At 67.5% G+C, this 14278-nt stretch carries 15 protein-coding genes; 12 read left to right on the top strand and 3 right to left on the bottom strand.

Translation table 11 applies throughout. From position 1 onward, the window contains the following. Window positions 1–29 precede the first annotated feature (29 nt). Both flgM and flgA read right to left on the bottom strand, forming a co-directional pair. Window positions 30–365 (bottom strand): flagellar biosynthesis anti-sigma factor FlgM, encoded by a 336-nt coding sequence (gene flgM / locus AVAK2825_RS22275; RefSeq protein ID WP_284402623.1) that lies wholly within the window; start codon window positions 363–365, stop codon window positions 30–32. 91 nt (window positions 366–456) lie between these two features. Next, window positions 457–1215, bottom strand: coding sequence for a flagellar basal body P-ring formation chaperone FlgA (gene flgA / locus AVAK2825_RS22270; RefSeq protein WP_502870592.1), 759 nt, complete (start codon window positions 1213–1215; stop codon window positions 457–459). Window positions 1216–1429: 214 nt separating this feature from the next. On the opposite strand from flgA, the gene flgB reads away from it, so the two are divergent. The 12 genes from flgB (at window position 1430) to AVAK2825_RS22210 (ending at window position 13616) form a co-directional block, all read left to right on the top strand. Then, window positions 1430–1888: a flagellar basal body rod protein FlgB gene (flgB, locus tag AVAK2825_RS22265; protein ID WP_272550769.1), complete on the top strand. Its 459-nt coding sequence runs from the start codon at window positions 1430–1432 to the stop codon at window positions 1886–1888. Window positions 1889–1924: 36 nt separating this feature from the next. After that, window positions 1925–2329, top strand: coding sequence for a flagellar basal body rod protein FlgC (gene flgC, locus AVAK2825_RS22260; protein ID WP_272550767.1), 405 nt, complete (start codon window positions 1925–1927; stop codon window positions 2327–2329). A 21-nt stretch (window positions 2330–2350) separates the two neighbouring features. Further along, window positions 2351–3001: a flagellar hook assembly protein FlgD gene (locus tag AVAK2825_RS22255; RefSeq protein ID WP_284402622.1), complete on the top strand. Its 651-nt coding sequence runs from the start codon at window positions 2351–2353 to the stop codon at window positions 2999–3001. Between the two features lie 57 nt (window positions 3002–3058). Further along, window positions 3059–4336 carry a flagellar hook protein FlgE gene (gene flgE, locus AVAK2825_RS22250; protein WP_284402621.1) on the top strand — a complete coding sequence of 426 codons (1278 nt, stop codon included), beginning with the start codon at window positions 3059–3061 and terminating at the stop codon, window positions 4334–4336. A gap of 53 nt (window positions 4337–4389) precedes the next feature. Next, window positions 4390–5130: a flagellar basal-body rod protein FlgF gene (gene flgF / locus AVAK2825_RS22245; protein WP_272565443.1), complete on the top strand. Its 741-nt coding sequence runs from the start codon at window positions 4390–4392 to the stop codon at window positions 5128–5130. A 40-nt stretch (window positions 5131–5170) separates the two neighbouring features. Then, window positions 5171–5953: a flagellar basal-body rod protein FlgG gene (flgG, locus tag AVAK2825_RS22240; protein ID WP_284402620.1), complete on the top strand. Its 783-nt coding sequence runs from the start codon at window positions 5171–5173 to the stop codon at window positions 5951–5953. Window positions 5954–6018: 65 nt separating this feature from the next. Beyond that, window positions 6019–6738: a flagellar basal body L-ring protein FlgH gene (locus AVAK2825_RS22235; RefSeq protein WP_272565445.1), complete on the top strand. Its 720-nt coding sequence runs from the start codon at window positions 6019–6021 to the stop codon at window positions 6736–6738. A gap of 207 nt (window positions 6739–6945) precedes the next feature. Then, window positions 6946–8091 carry a flagellar basal body P-ring protein FlgI gene (locus AVAK2825_RS22230; RefSeq protein ID WP_272565446.1) on the top strand — a complete coding sequence of 382 codons (1146 nt, stop codon included), beginning with the start codon at window positions 6946–6948 and terminating at the stop codon, window positions 8089–8091. Window positions 8092–8160: 69 nt separating this feature from the next. After that, window positions 8161–9075 carry a flagellar assembly peptidoglycan hydrolase FlgJ gene (gene flgJ / locus AVAK2825_RS22225; protein WP_284402619.1) on the top strand — a complete coding sequence of 305 codons (915 nt, stop codon included), beginning with the start codon at window positions 8161–8163 and terminating at the stop codon, window positions 9073–9075. 13 nt (window positions 9076–9088) lie between these two features. After that, entirely contained in the window at window positions 9089–11020 is a 1932-nt protein-coding gene (gene flgK, locus AVAK2825_RS22220; RefSeq protein WP_284402618.1) for a flagellar hook-associated protein FlgK, read from the top strand. Between the two features lie 18 nt (window positions 11021–11038). Beyond that, window positions 11039–12325, top strand: a complete 1287-nt coding sequence (gene flgL / locus AVAK2825_RS22215; RefSeq protein ID WP_272565449.1) for a flagellar hook-associated protein FlgL — start codon at window positions 11039–11041, stop codon at window positions 12323–12325. Between the two features lie 31 nt (window positions 12326–12356). Continuing rightward, a complete protein-coding gene (locus AVAK2825_RS22210) occupies window positions 12357–13616 on the top strand; it encodes an HDOD domain-containing protein (RefSeq protein ID WP_284402617.1) in 1260 nt (419 codons plus the stop codon). Between the two features lie 340 nt (window positions 13617–13956). Here AVAK2825_RS22210 and AVAK2825_RS22205 read toward each other — a convergent pair. Next, window positions 13957–14278: hypothetical protein (locus tag AVAK2825_RS22205; RefSeq protein WP_284402616.1), on the bottom strand; the 322-nt coding region annotated here is incomplete at its 5' end.

The following is a 14278-nucleotide window of genomic DNA, read 5'->3' as shown; positions in this document are numbered from 1 at the left end:
GCCGATCAACCCCTGCAGGAAACCCGGGGTCAGTGGCTGTTGCTGGTGTGGGAGATGATTTCCTGCGCATTGGACAGCAGCTTGTCCGCGATCGCATCGGCGTCCACCGAGAAAGTGCCCTTTTCGATGGCGGCGCGCACGGCCTTCACCTTGTTGGCATCGAAATCGGTGCCGGCGCGGCCGTTGGCTTCGAGTCCGCGGGCGGCGCTGGAAAACGTGACAGGCACGCCAGCGGCCGCAGCGGCAGCGGGCGCGGCGCTCTTGGCAGCCGTTTCGGCGGCAGCTGCAGGGGCCTTGGCCTGCTTGGCAGCCGTGGCGGCTTGCGACACTGCATTGGCTATTTCGGGGTTTTGACCTATCTTCATCGCTCTCTCCCACCCCGCTCGATGTGGGGCACAGTAGCAATGTTTTCGACCACTTCGACAGGGACTTTAGGCTTTTCTTGCGCCCCATCGCTTACAAAGTGATCTCTACTGTTCCATTTTCGGACACAACACCGGCGACGACACGGCCATTCTCCATACGGATGCGCACAGTCTCGCCAACGGCGCCTGCGGTGATCGCCTGGCCTGCGGATGTTACCGAATAACCCCGCCCCTGCGCCACCACCCGCACCGCCGCCCCCGCCTTGAACAGGGTCGGCGCCTTCACCATGTGCTGGCGCACGGCCTGGCCGGCCATGAGCTGGCGCGAGGCCACCATGCCGACCCAGCTGTCGGGATTGGCCACGATCGCGGTGGTTTCCGCCGCCCAGTCCACCTCGGCCTCGGTCGCATCGGCGGCCGTGAGCACGGCCCCGGACGCGACATTGCCGGTGAGCACCCACGCCGGGCCGTACGCCTTGACGGTGACGGGCAGGAACACGTTCCACGCGGTGGCACCGTCCACGCAGCGCAGCCCGAGGCGGGTGCGGCCCCACAGCCGCGAGCCGGCAGGCAGGTAGGGCTCTACGCGGGCGCATGGCGCCAGGCGCAGGCGGGGGTCCAAGGCCCCCACGCTCACTTCCATGCGCAGCGGCATGCTGGCCGTGCCCGACTGGCCGCGCTGCAGCGCATCGTCCAGCCAGCGCTGGGTGATTCCGCCCAGGTCCGCCGCCGGTTCGGCCACGGCCTGGGCCCGCAGTGCCGCGGCGGGCAGGGCAAAGGCAGCCGCCAGCGCGGCCATCCGGGCCAGGCGCAGGGTGGAAAGGAATCGGGGAGCGGTGGTGTGTGACATGGGAAAGCCTCCTGTGGCAGGGAATGCGCCGCCCCACAGGGAAGGCCATTCGACCCCTGGCACTTTAGGGCCGGCCGGCGCGCACGAAGCACCGAACTGCGCGCCAATCGCCGCGTTCTTCGCGCTTTAGAAAAACCGGCCCATTTCCATAATCGAACCCACGCCGGAACCCCTCTTTTCCTCCGGCCAGGACCCAACGCTTTGCGAGGCTGACATGCTCAACAAGATGACTGAAAGGCTGGATTTCCACGGCAACGCGCTTTTGCTGCGTGCCGAGCGCCAGCGTGCCATCGCGAGCAACATCGCCAACGCCGACACGCCCGGCTACGTGGCCCGCGACTTCAATTTCGCCGACGCGATGCGCGATGCGACCGGCGGCGGCTCGACCACGCTGAGCACGGGATCGGGCGCCAGCATGTCCCTGGCCACCGGCCAGCGCCAGCAAAGCGCCACCGACCCGCGCCACATCCCGCTGCCGGCCGCCACGACCGGCATGGGATCAGGCAGCACGCTCGGCTATTCGGTGCAGACCCAGCCCAACCTGGACAACAACACGGTGGACCTGGACCGCGAGCGGGCCGCCTTCGTGGACAACGCCGTGCGCTACGAAGCCACGCTGCGTTTCATCAACGGCAACGCCAAGACGATGCTGAGCGCCATCCAGGGCCAGTAAGCGTAACGGCCAGACCCACGGAAAGCGGAAACCGCCATGTCCATGTTCTCCATCTTCAATGTCTCGGGCAGCGCCATCAGTGCGCAGTCGCAGCGGCTCAACGTAGTGGCCAGCAACCTGGCCAACGTCGAGGCCGTGGCCGGCCCGGACGGCCAGGCCTACAAGGCGCGCCAGGTGGTGTTCCAGACCGCACCCATGGGGGCCGAGAGCTCCGCCGGCGTGCGGGTGAGCGCCATCAGCGAGAGCAATGCGCCGGGCAAGCGGGTGCACGACCCGAGCCACCCATCCGCCGATGCGGAGGGCTACGTCACCCATTCCAACGTGAACGCGGTGGAGGAGATGGTCAACATGATCTCCGCCTCGCGCTCCTACCAGAACAACGTCGAGGTCATGAACACGGCCAAGTCGCTGCTCCTCAAGACCCTGCAGATGGGCCAGTAACTTTTCGGGAAGAACCTCGCCATGATCCTCAATCCCATCGGCTCCACCGCCACCGTGAATTCGAGCACCAGCGCCAATTCGGCCACCGACCCCAACGCCGCGCAGGACCGCTTCCTGAAGCTGCTGGTCGCGCAGTTGAACAACCAGGATCCGATGAATCCGATGGACAACGCGCAGATGACCTCGCAGATGGCGCAGATCAACACCGTCACCGGCATCCAGACGCTGAACCTCACCATGCAGACCATGGCCGAGCAGTTTTCCACGATGCAGACGCTGCAGGGCACGGCCATGATCGGCCGCTCGGTGCTCGCGGAAGGCTCCAAGATGACCTACACCGACAGCACGGGCAAGGGCTACTTCGAGCTGGCCGGCGCAGCGACCAGCACCAAGGTCGAGGTCGTCACGCCCGGCGGCGCGGTCGTCGGCACGGTGGACATGGGCGCTCAGGACAAGGGCCGCCACGAGTTCGAGTTCGACGCCAGCAAGTACGCGGGCAACAAGAGCGACCTGCAGTTCCGCGTGGTCGCCTCCACCAAGGACGGCACCGTGCAGTCCACGGCGCTCATGCAGGCGAAGGTGGTGGGCACCGGCTCCAACAGCGGCGCGCTGACGCTCGACCTGGACACCGGCAGCACCGTCAACTACAGCCAGATCAAAGCGGTGCTCTGACCGGCACGCCCTTCCCACCTATCCACGCGCTTTCCTTCTTCCTCTCAGGAGAACACCATGAGCTTTCAGCAAGGCCTGTCCGGCCTCAACGCCGCCAGCAAGAACCTGGACGTGATCGGCCACAACATCGCCAACTCCAACACGGTGGGCTTCAAGGCCTCCCGCGCCGAGTTCGCTGAAATGGTGGCCTCGGCCATCGGCTCCGCGGGGGGAACCAACGCCGGCATCGGCGTGGAGACCGCCGACGTGGCGCAGCAGTTCAACCAGGGCAACCTGTCGATCACCGGCAACAGCCTGGATGTGGCGATCAACGGCGACGGCTTCTTCAAGCTGCAGCAGCCCGACGGCACCAATGCCTATACCCGTGCGGGCAATTTCAAGCTCGACGACCTGGGCAACGTGGTCACCAACAGCGGTGCCAAGGTGATGGGCTACACGGTGGACCCGGCCACCGGCCTGCGCACGGCCAGCAACGCCACGCCGCTGTCGTTCCCTACCTCGCAGCCGATTCCCGCGAAGCAGACCACGTCGATCACCGCGTCGTTCAACCTCGATGCGCGCGCACCGGACGCCGCCGGCGACTCGACCGCCACGCCGCCCGTGCCCGCCACGCCGCGCGCCACCTACGGCACCTCGATCAACGTCTACGACAGCCAGGGCGTCGCCAAGCCGGTGAGCCTGTACTTCCAGAAGAACGGCGCCAACACCTGGGATGTGTACGACAAGCTGGACGACCCCACGGCAACGCCGCCCGTGGTGGCCGCGCCCGTCGGCCAGATCACCTTCGACAACAACGGCAAGATCACCGCGCCCGCGGCCACGGCGCCCGCCACGGGCTTCCAGATGCCCATCACGATCTCGCCCACGCCGCCGAACCCCAACAACCTCACCGACTACAGCGTGAACGTGAAGCTGGACGGCGTGACGCAGTTCGGCACCAAGTTCGCCGTGTCCGACCTGTCGCAGGACGGCTACACCGCCGGGGAGCTGACGGGCATCAACATCGAAAACAACGGCATGGTGATGACGCGCTACTCCAACGGCGTGACGCGCGCCGAAGGGCAGTTGGCGCTGGCCAGCTTCCGCAACACGCAGGGGCTGGCCTCCATCGGGAACAACAACTGGGCCGAGACGTTCGAGTCCGGCCAGGCCGTGATGGGCTCGCCCACCGACGGCAAGTTCGGTGCCCTGCGCTCCGGCGCGCTGGAAGACTCCAACGTGGACCTGACGGCCGAGCTGGTGAACATGATGACGGCGCAGCGCGCCTACCAGGCCAATGCGCAGACCATCAAGACGCAGGACCAGGTGATGTCCACGCTGGTCAACCTGCGCTGATCCTTTTCCTGACCCCTGCCCCCACCGACTGAGACGCCTGCGCGAGACCCTCCATGGACCACATCATCTACACCTCGATGACGGGCGCCAGCGCTGCCGCGCAGCGCCAGTCGGTGCTGGCCAACAACCTGGCCAACGCCTCCACGAACGGCTTCCGGGCGGAGATGTCCACCTTCCGCGCCGTGCCAGTGCAGGGCGACGGTGCCAAGACCCGCGTGTTCGCCCTGGAGGCGACCTCGGGCCACTCCGAAGCGTCCGGCCCGGTGCAGCGCACCGGCCGCAACCTGGATGCCATGGCGGTGGGCAATGCCTGGTTCGCCGTGCAGGGACTCGACGGCACCGAGGCCTACACCCGCAACGGCAGCCTGGAAGTCTCGGCCACGGGCCAACTGCTCACGAGCAACGGCCTGACCGTGCTCTCGGATGGCGGCGGCCCCATCGACGTGCCCCAGGGCGCGGAGATCGCGCTGGGCTCGGACGGGACCATCACCGCCAAGGTCGGCAGCCAGCGCCCTGCAGCCGTGGGGCGCCTGAAGTTGGCCACGCCCACGCTGGAAGACCCACTCAAGCGCGGCGACGACGCCCTGTTTCGCACCACCTCGGGCGATCCGCTGCCCAGCGATCCCAATGCCCGCATGCTGTCCGGCGCGCTGGAAGGCTCCAACGTGAATGCCGTGGAGAGCATGGTCGGAATGATCGCCGCCTCCCGCCAGTTCGAGGCGCAACTGCGCCTGCTGCAGACGGCCGAGACCAACGACAAGTCGGCCAGCCAACTGCTGAGCCTCAACGGCTGACCGCCGAGCCCGACGCAACCGCCTCCCCAAAGGAACCGCCATGATCAATTCCCTGTGGATCGCCAAGACCGGCATGTCCGCCCAGCAAACCCAGCTGGATGTCATCTCGCACAACCTGGCCAACGTCTCCACCAACGGCTACAAGCGCAACAACGCGGTCTTCGAAGACCTGATCTACCAGAACCAGCGCCAGGTCGGCGCGCAGACCACCGAGCAGAACCAGCTGCCCACCGGCCTGCACCTGGGCCTGGGCGTGCGCACCGTGGCCACCAGCCGCAACTTCACGCAGGGCAGCCTGCAGCAGTCCAACAACAACCTGGACGTGGCGATCAACGGCAACGGTTTCTTCGAAATCACCCAGCCCGACGGCACCATCGGCTACACCCGAGACGGCTCGTTCCAGCTCGACGCGCAGGGCCGCATGGTCACCTCCAGCGGCCTGCCGGTGGCCAACGGCATCACGGTGCCCGCCAACGCCACGGCCATCAGCATCAGCACCGAGGGCGTGGTCTCCGCCACCGTGCCGGGCAGCACCGCGCCCCAGCAGTTGGGCAGCATCGCGATGGCCAACTTCATCAACCCGGCCGGCCTCGAGCCGATCGGGCAGAACATGTACAAAGAATCGGCCGCGTCCGGCCCGCCCCAGCAGGGCACGCCGGGCACGAACGGCCTGGGCTACATGCGCCAGGGTTTCCTCGAAACCTCGAACGTGAACGTGGTGGAAGAGCTGGTGACCATGATCCAGACCCAGCGCGCCTACGAAATGAATTCCAAGGCCATCCAGACATCGGACCAGATGCTGGCCAAGCTCGCGCAGCTTTGAAGCGCAACGCCGACCGTTCCCACGAAGAACGCCCACGCCCCCACCGCTTGTTGCAGGACTCCGCCATGCGTACCGCCTCCTTCCTCCGTTCGTCCCCCGTGCCGGCGCCGTCCGCGCGCCTGGCCGCCGTCGCCGGCCTGGTGCTGCTGTGCACCGGCTGCGCCACGCTGTCGCCGCCGCCGCCCGTGGACCTGCTGCCCACCACGCCGCCGCCCGTGGCCGCCACGCCCCGCCCCTCGGGCCCGGCGACGGGCAGCCTGTTCCACGCGGCCAGCTACCGGCCGGTGTTCGAGGACCGCCGTGCGCGCCTGGTGGGCGATGTGGTCACCATCCAGATCATCGAGACGGTGTCGGCCAGCCAGAAATCGACCTCCACCGTGGACCGCAAGTCGGGCACGGCGTCGGGCATCACCGCGCTGCCGTTCATCAGTTCGACCAACCTGGGCAAGGCCTCGCTGGGCGCGACCAGCACCAACAACTTCGAAGGCAAGGGCGGCACCGAAAGCACCAACACCTTCACCGGCACCATCACCACCACCGTGATCGACGTGCTGCCCAACGGCCACCTGGTGATCGCCGGCGAAAAGCAGATCGGCGTGAACGACAACGTGGACGTGCTGCGCTTTTCCGGCACGGTGGACCCGCGCGCCCTGCAGCCGGGCAGCGTGATCAGCTCCACGCTGGTGGCCAACGCCCGGGTGCAATCGCGCGGGCGTGGCGCCCAGAGCGAGGCGCAGGCCATGGGCTGGCTGTCGCGGGCTTTCAATTCGGTCACGCCGTTCTAACCGCGCCGCCACCCATCCCCTCCCCGCAATCTGCCGCCATGGCCTGGCGGCAGATTGCTATTATTTTCATAGCACAATGCCCTAGTGTTGATTGCACTGGCGGCATTTTTCGCTGGTATTCCCCCGGGGCCGGCCGCCCCAATTGACCGGTAATCCGGCATCTTTTTGGCCCATCCCGTGAAGCGGTCCGCTTTCACAATCGAGGCCATGAAAGCCCTGCCCTCTCCCCTGATTTCGCGCGCGTCGCGGCTCGTGTGGCTGCTGGCCGCCCTGGCCACCCTGTGCGCGGCGTTGCCCGCCCATGCCCTGCGCATCAAGGAAGTGGCGGCCGTGCAAGGCGTGCGCAGCAACCAGTTGACGGGCTATGGCCTCGTCGTGGGCCTGGACGGCACGGGCGACCAGACCACGCAGATGCCCTTCACCACGCAGGCGATGACGAACTACCTGCAGCAGATGGGCATCAGCCTGCCGCCCGGCACGGCGGCGCCCCAGCTCAAGAACGTGGCGACGGTGATCGTCACCGCCCAGCTGCCCGCCTTCGCCCAGCCCGGCCAGACCATCGACGTGAGCGTGTCCTCCATGGGCAACGCCAAGTCGCTCAAGGGCGGCACGCTGATCGCCACGCCGCTGCGCGGCGCCGACGGCGAGATCTACGCCATGGCGCAGGGCAACATGGTCGTGGGCGGTGCCGGGGCGTCTGCCGGCGGCAGCAAGGTGCAAATCAACCACCTGAGCGCCGGCCGCATTCCCGATGGCGCACAAGTGGAACGCTCGGTGCCCACCCCGCTGAACGACAGCGACACCATCACCCTGGGCCTGAACGCCTCGGACTTCCAGACCGCCCGCAAGGTGGCCCAGGCCATCAACGGCAAGCTGGGCAACGGCGCCGGCATCGCTACGGCGCTGGACGGCCGCACGGTGCAGGTGCGCGCCCCCCTGGACCCCGGCGCCCGGGTGAACTTCATCGCCGATCTGGAAGAACTCGCGGTGGCCGACTCCGTCCCCTCCGCCAAGGTCGTCATCAACGCCCGCACCGGCTCCATCGTGCTGAACCAGGCCGTGACGCTGGGCCCCTGCGCCATCGCGCACGGCAACCTGTCGATCACCATCAGTTCCACACCCGTCATCAGCCAGCCCAACCCGCTGTCGCAAGGGCAGACCGTGGTGGCGCAAAAGAGCGACATCACCGTCAAGCAGGAGCCGGGCAACATCATCCAGATGCCGCCGTCGCCGCAGCTGGCCGACGTGGTGCGCGCGCTCAACACCCTGGGCGCCACGCCGCAGGACCTGCTGGCCATCCTGCAGGCCATCAAGGCCGCGGGCGCCCTGAACGCCGAGCTGGAGGTCATCTGATGACCCAGGCCGCCACCTTGCCGTCCCTGCGCTCAGCGCGGCGGCGCCCGACCTGACGGGAGACCGCACATGGCCATGACCCTGCCCTCTGCCGCGACCACCACCGCCACCAATGCGCTGGCCGTCGATTCGCGCTCGCTCAACGCGCTCAAGTACGAGGCCGGTCAGAACAGCCCGCAGGCCGCCAAGGAAGCGGCCAAGCAGTTCGAATCGCTCTTCATGCGCGAGATGATCAAGAGCATGCGCGAGGCGACGATGAAGTCCGGCCTCATGGAAGGCGGCCAGGCCGACCTGGGCACGGACATGCTCGACCAGCAGCTGTCCATCCAGATGTCGGGCCGCCAGGGTGGGCTCTCGGAGGCCATCCAGCGCCAGCTGACGCGCCAGATCGGCGGCGATGCCGGCGCCGGTGCCGAGCCCACGTTTTCGGTGCCCTCCACCTTGAGCCTGGGCGCCGCCAGCCAGCGCGCCGCCGCCGTGGCGGCCGACCCGTCCGCCCCCGCGCCCAAGGGCCGCGAGAGCTTCGTGCAGCACCACCGCGATGCGGCCGAGCGCGTGGCCAAGGAAAGCGGCATTCCCGCCAGCTTCATGCTGGGCCAGGCCGGCCACGAGACCGGCTGGGGCAAGAGCGAGATCCGCAGCAAGGACGGCGACAACTCCTTCAACCTGTTCGGCATCAAGGCCGGCAAGGGCTGGACGGGCAAGGTCGCCGAGATCACCACCACCGAATACATCGGCGGCGTGCCGCGCAAGGTGACGGCGAAGTTCCGCGCCTACGACTCCTACGAAGACTCCTTCAAGGACTACGCCAAGCTCATCAACGACAACCCGCGCTACGAGAAGGCGCGCGAGAAGACGCATTCCGCCGTGGCCTACGCCACCGAACTGCAGAAGGCGGGCTACGCCACCGACCCCGAATACGCCAGCAAGCTGAGCCGGGCCATCAACAGCACCTTGCGCGTCTCGCCGCGCACGGCGGCGTGACGGAAAGCGCTCCATGAGCCTGCTCAACGTCGGCGCCCGCGCCCTGCTCGCCAACCAGGTGGCCCTGCAGACCGCGGGCCACAACATCGCCAACGTCAACACCGCCGGCTACTCGCGCCAGACGCTGTCGCTGCAGACCGTGCAGGGCCAGTTCACCGGCGGCGGCTACATCGGCCAGGGCGTGGACGTGCAGACCATCCTGCGCAACCACAACGAGCTGCTCACGCGGCAGGCCGCCGCGGCCAACGCCACCCAGGCGGCCGACCAGACGCGCGGCGAGCGCCTGTCGCAGATGCAGGACGTGTTCAGCGGCGGCACGAGCGGCCTGGGCGCCTCGATCACCGACATGCTGAACGCCCTGTCAGACGTGGTGGCGGCCCCGACCGACATCACCGCGCGCACGGTGGTGCTCACGCGCATGGACGAGACCGCCGGGCGCATGCGCTCCGCGGCCGACCGTCTGTCGGAGATCCAGTACACCGTCACCGAACAGCTCAACAGCAACGTCAACGCGATCAACAGCCTGGCCAGCCGCATGGCCGGCGTGAACGAGCAGATCGCGCGCGCCACCGGCAACGGCCAGTCGCCCAACGACCTGCTGGACCAGCGCGACCAGATCATCCGCGAGATCAACCAGTACGTGCAGACCACGCAGGTGCAGGCCGACGACGGCACCGTGGGCCTGTTCGTCGCGGGCAGCCAGCCCCTGGTGCTGGGCTCCACCGCCACGCAGCTGTCCGTGGGCGAGGCCACGTCCTTTCCCGGCAGCGGGCAGACCAAGCTGTTCTTCAACCGCCCTGGCGTCGCGCCCGTGGAGCTGGACGAGAACATGCTCGGCGGCGGCGAGGTCTCGGGCCTGCTGCGCTTCAACAACACCGATCTGGCCGAGGGCGTGAACCTGCTCGGCCGCATGGCGCAGTCCATCGGCATGACGATGAATGCCCAGCACAAGCTGGGCCTCACGCTCGACGGACAGGCCGGCAAGGACCTGTTCTCGGTCCCCACCAGCATGCCCGGCTACACCAAGGGCACGGCCGTGGGCACCGTGTCGTTCAGCGACGCGACGAAGTTCGCCGCGTCCGACTACGAAGTGCGCTTCACCACGCCGCCGGCCGGCCAGGTGGTGCGCATGTCCGACGGCAAGGCCACCGCCTTCACCGACCTGACCGACCTGGCCAGCAAGCAGATCGACGGGCTGAACTTCAACATGACGGCCGCAGGCGCCACGGGCGAGCGCGTGCTCTTCAAGCCCTTCAGCACCACGGCCGCGAACATCCAGGCCAAGGTGCTGTCGCCCCGCGACCTGGCCGTGGCCAGCCCCGTCAACGCCGCCATGGGCAAGACCAACGGCGGTTCGATGCAGCTCACCAGCGTGCAGGCGACCTCCACGGGCTTCACCGCCCCTCCCATTCCGGCGGGCGTGAGCCTGAGCTTCGCCGCCGGCCCGCCCACCACCTACACGGTGACGGGCTCGACCACGCCGCCCTCGGGCACCGCGGGCCTGGCCTACACGCCGGGCCAGCCCATCCAGATCGACGGCTGGGAACTGACGCTCAAGGGCACGCCCAACACCGGCGACACCGTCACGGTGGGCAATGCGCTCGATCCGCAATACGGAGACACCTACACCCGCAACGCCGGCAACGCCTCCGCGATGAACGCGCTGCGCGACGTGAAGATGTTCGACGAATCCACCATGAGCGACGGCTACGCCGGCCTCATGGCGCAGGTGGGCACGCGCACGCAGAGCGCGCTGAACTCCGCCCAGCTGTCCACCACCATCGCGGGCAACCTCGAAAAGGACCGCACGGCCGTCTCGGGCGTGAACCTGGACGAAGAGGCCGCCAAGCTGATCCAATACCAGCAGGCCTACCAGGCCTCCGCGAAGGTCTTGCAGATCGCCCAGAGCATTTTCGACAGCCTGATCCAGACGATGGGCCGATAAACCGCGCCGGAGAAAGACATGGCCAACTTCTATCGCACCTCCACCGCCAACATGTACGACAACGCCCTGCGCAACCTGGGCACGCGGCAGACGGCGTTGTCCAACCTGCAGGAAAACCTCACCTCCGGCAAGCGCGTGGTGCGCGCCAGCGACGACCCGGTGGCCGCCGCGCAGGCAGAACGCGCGATGACCCGGCTGGCGCGCGTGCAGACCGACCAGCGCGCGCTGGAGAACCAGCGCAACTCCATCGCCCAGGCCGAATCGACCATGGGCGAAGCCGTGGACCTGGTGCAGGAGGCCCGCCAGCTCATCGTGAGCGCCGGCAACGGGTCGCTCACCCCCAACGACCGCAAGACCATCGCCAACCAGCTGCAGGGCCTGCGCGAGCAGCTGTCCTCCATGGTCAACCGCAAGGACAGCAACGGCATGCCGCTGCTGGGCGCCCTGGGCAGCGCGCTCACACCGTTTCTCGGGCCCCAGTCCGGCAGCCCCGACTACACCTTCTCCGGCCTGCCCGGCCAGGGCTCGGGCACCGACAGCTCGCTGCCCCTGTCGCTGGACGGCGAATCGGCCTTCATGTTCGTGCCGCAGCGCGACGGCGCCTACAACGCCGCCGTCACCACCAGCTCGACCGACCACCTGCTGACCACCGACGGCATCAAGCCCACCGACACCAGCCTCATCACGGGCAACAACTACCAGATCGTCTTCAGCGGCGTGGGCCCGGGCGCCACGGCAGGCACCACCACGGCCACGTACACCATCACCAACACCACCACCGGCGTGTCGTCCGCGCCCGTGACGGTGCCCGACTTTCCGTCCGACAAGCCGGTGAGCATCGGCGTGACCGGCATCCCCGGCATGAGCTTCAACATCACCGGCACGCCCGTCAAGAAGGTCGATGGCACCTACAGCCTCTCGCCCGCCAACGGCGACAGCATCTCGCTGCAGCCCAGCGCCAGCATCTTCAGCACGCTGGACAGCGCCATCCGCGACATCGGCAACGCCACCACCAGCGGCGCGGCCTCGCAGGCCGTGGGCCAGGCCCTGAACAACATCGACATCGGCATGGAGCGCATGCACAACATGCGGGGCTACGCGGGCGAGTTGCTCAACCGCGCCGACCGCATCACGGGCGACCAGGACAAGCGCGCCGTGCAGCTCGAAGCCGACCGTTCGCGCGCGGAGGATCTCGATATGATCAAGGGCATTTCCGACTTCCAGAACAACCAGGTCGGGTATGAAGCGGCCCTGAAGTCCTATGCCCAGGTGCAGAAGCTGTCCCTCTTCAACTACATCGGCTGAGCCCGCGCGGTAACGGCCGCCTTCGCATCCCATGGTCCAATCCGTTCTTGGCAGCCTTCTCCTCGGTTACCGCCCACTGTGGAACCAGGCGCGGCGCCTGGCAGCCGTGCAGCTCTATGTGCAAAGCGACGGCGCCGCCGTCGTGGATGCGCCCCACCTGCTGCGCACCTTGCAGGAACTGTGGAGCGCCAGCTCGCCCCCCCTGCTGCTGTCCCCGCAAACGCCGCAGCTGCTCACCGACCTGCTGACCCAGGCGCCGCGCGGCGCGCCCTGGATCGAAGTGCGCAACGAATGGCTGGGCGATCCGGCCTTGCTCGCCCAGGTGCAGGCCGCCCACCAGCGCGGCCTGAAACTCGTCTGGCGCGGCGAACTGCACCACCTGCCCGAGCCCGCCGTGGCCGGCTGCTTCGACAACAGCCTGCTCACCCTCAGCGCCGCCGACGCCATGGCCGCGCTCAAGGCCACCGCCGCCGTGCCCCGCGCCGGAGCGGGCGCCCCCCACCACGCCGCCGCAGGCCAGCAGCCGCAGCAGCCCAGCCCCGTGCTGGCCGGACAGATGTACGAGAACGTGGCCAGCCGCGCCCTCATGGAACATTGCCTGGACCGGCACAAGGCCCTGGCCCTGGCCGGTTGGCCCGCAGAAGACGTGCTGTACGAACTGCGCCACCAGCCGCCCCAGCCCGGGCACGACACCGTGCTCAAGCTGATGAAGGCCATCGACGCCGAGCAGTCGCTGGAGGCCTTCGAGCAGATCCTGGGCGAAGACCCACTGCTCGCCTACCGCTTCATGGTCTATACCAACTCGGCCGCGCTCGGCCTGCGCACCGGCGTGGACTCGCTGCGGCGCGGCCTGGTGATGATGGGCTACGGCTCGCTCAAACGCTGGCTGTCGGACCAGCTGCCGCACGCCAGCACCGACCCCAACCTGCAGCCCATCCGCGAATCCATGGTGCTGCGCGCCCGCCTGACCGAGCGCCTGCTGGACGCCGGCGTGGAAAACGACCTGCGGCGCGAAATCTACCTGTGCGGCCTGCTGTCGCAGATGGACGACCTGCTGGGCGAACCCCTGGGCGCCATCCTGCGCCGACTGCCCCTGTCCGAACGCATCTACGACGCCACCGTGCTGCACACAGGGCCGTACGCGGCCAGCCTGGAGATGGCCTGCGCGCTGGAGACGGACAACGGCGCGGCGATCCGCCAGCTGTGCGAGACGCACGAGATGGATCTGGAAGAGGTGAATCGGGGGTTGCTGCGGGTGCTGGCGGATCTGGATGTGAAGCGCGGGGGTTGACGGCCCAAGCGTTGGAGATCGAAGCGGGGCATGGCGTTGGGCCCCGTGGTTTGTAGCAGCGGTGGCGGGACGATCACTGTTCCGCTGGCAGTACGCGGCGGAGCCTCGCGAAGTGCCTTCCGGTCGCTCCTGTTTGGCTTGGGCTCGTGCGCAGCGACGCGGGGGCTTTTCTGACGCCTTGATCGAAGGCCGCATGGCCCGGGCTCCCGCGCCGACTCACTGTTTTACTGTTCTCTGATCAGCTCTGGGGGTTCTGCCGATGTTTCGCTACCCGCCAGTAAAACCAGCTGTGTGATTCGATAGCCAGATCGCGCCGATGGCAGAAGAATCAGATGCATTCTCAGGCTCTAAAAACTGACAAATTCTCGAATACATGGTCGAGCGATAGAAAGTCAGTGATTTTTTCAAAATCATCAAAGCTGGGCGGCAAGGGCAAGCCAATTCCTTGAACCCCATCAACGACGACACATCCGCCAAATGCAATCTGCTTTTTGGTTTCAGCGAAGACGTCGGAGACAGTCATCCCCGCCCACAATAGGGAGCCTCTCACAACCCCATGTTTGACGAATCCGAATAGGGAGGAGTGGGCGCCAGTAGCCGTTTGAGCGTGATGAGGCCCAGCAGCGGTCTGCGCCTGGGTGCATGAGGGGCCTTGCAGGCCC

Source organism: Acidovorax sp. SUPP2825 (assembly GCF_030158995.1).
Lineage (GTDB): Bacteria > Pseudomonadota > Gammaproteobacteria > Burkholderiales > Burkholderiaceae_C > Paracidovorax.
Note: the sequence above shows the minus strand (reverse complement) of the source record. Positions and strands in the feature narration are given on the sequence as shown.

Bases quoted from the DNA above. Each gene is read 5' to 3' on its own strand.
- flgM (WP_284402623.1), bottom strand. From the start codon at position 365: ATGAAGATAGGTCAAAACCCCGAAATAGCCAATGCAGTGTCGCAAGCC.
- flgA (WP_502870592.1), bottom strand. From the start codon at position 1,215: ATGTCACACACCACCGCTCCCCGATTCCTTTCCACCCTGCGCCTGGCC.
- flgB (WP_272550769.1), top strand. From the start codon at position 1,430: ATGCTCAACAAGATGACTGAAAGGCTGGATTTCCACGGCAACGCGCTT.
- flgC (WP_272550767.1), top strand. From the start codon at position 1,925: ATGTCCATGTTCTCCATCTTCAATGTCTCGGGCAGCGCCATCAGTGCG.
- AVAK2825_RS22255 (WP_284402622.1), top strand. From the start codon at position 2,351: ATGATCCTCAATCCCATCGGCTCCACCGCCACCGTGAATTCGAGCACC.
- flgE (WP_284402621.1), top strand. From the start codon at position 3,059: ATGAGCTTTCAGCAAGGCCTGTCCGGCCTCAACGCCGCCAGCAAGAAC.
- flgF (WP_272565443.1), top strand. From the start codon at position 4,390: ATGGACCACATCATCTACACCTCGATGACGGGCGCCAGCGCTGCCGCG.
- flgG (WP_284402620.1), top strand. From the start codon at position 5,171: ATGATCAATTCCCTGTGGATCGCCAAGACCGGCATGTCCGCCCAGCAA.
- AVAK2825_RS22235 (WP_272565445.1), top strand. From the start codon at position 6,019: ATGCGTACCGCCTCCTTCCTCCGTTCGTCCCCCGTGCCGGCGCCGTCC.
- AVAK2825_RS22230 (WP_272565446.1), top strand. From the start codon at position 6,946: ATGAAAGCCCTGCCCTCTCCCCTGATTTCGCGCGCGTCGCGGCTCGTG.
- flgJ (WP_284402619.1), top strand. From the start codon at position 8,161: ATGGCCATGACCCTGCCCTCTGCCGCGACCACCACCGCCACCAATGCG.
- flgK (WP_284402618.1), top strand. From the start codon at position 9,089: ATGAGCCTGCTCAACGTCGGCGCCCGCGCCCTGCTCGCCAACCAGGTG.
- flgL (WP_272565449.1), top strand. From the start codon at position 11,039: ATGGCCAACTTCTATCGCACCTCCACCGCCAACATGTACGACAACGCC.
- AVAK2825_RS22210 (WP_284402617.1), top strand. From the start codon at position 12,357: ATGGTCCAATCCGTTCTTGGCAGCCTTCTCCTCGGTTACCGCCCACTG.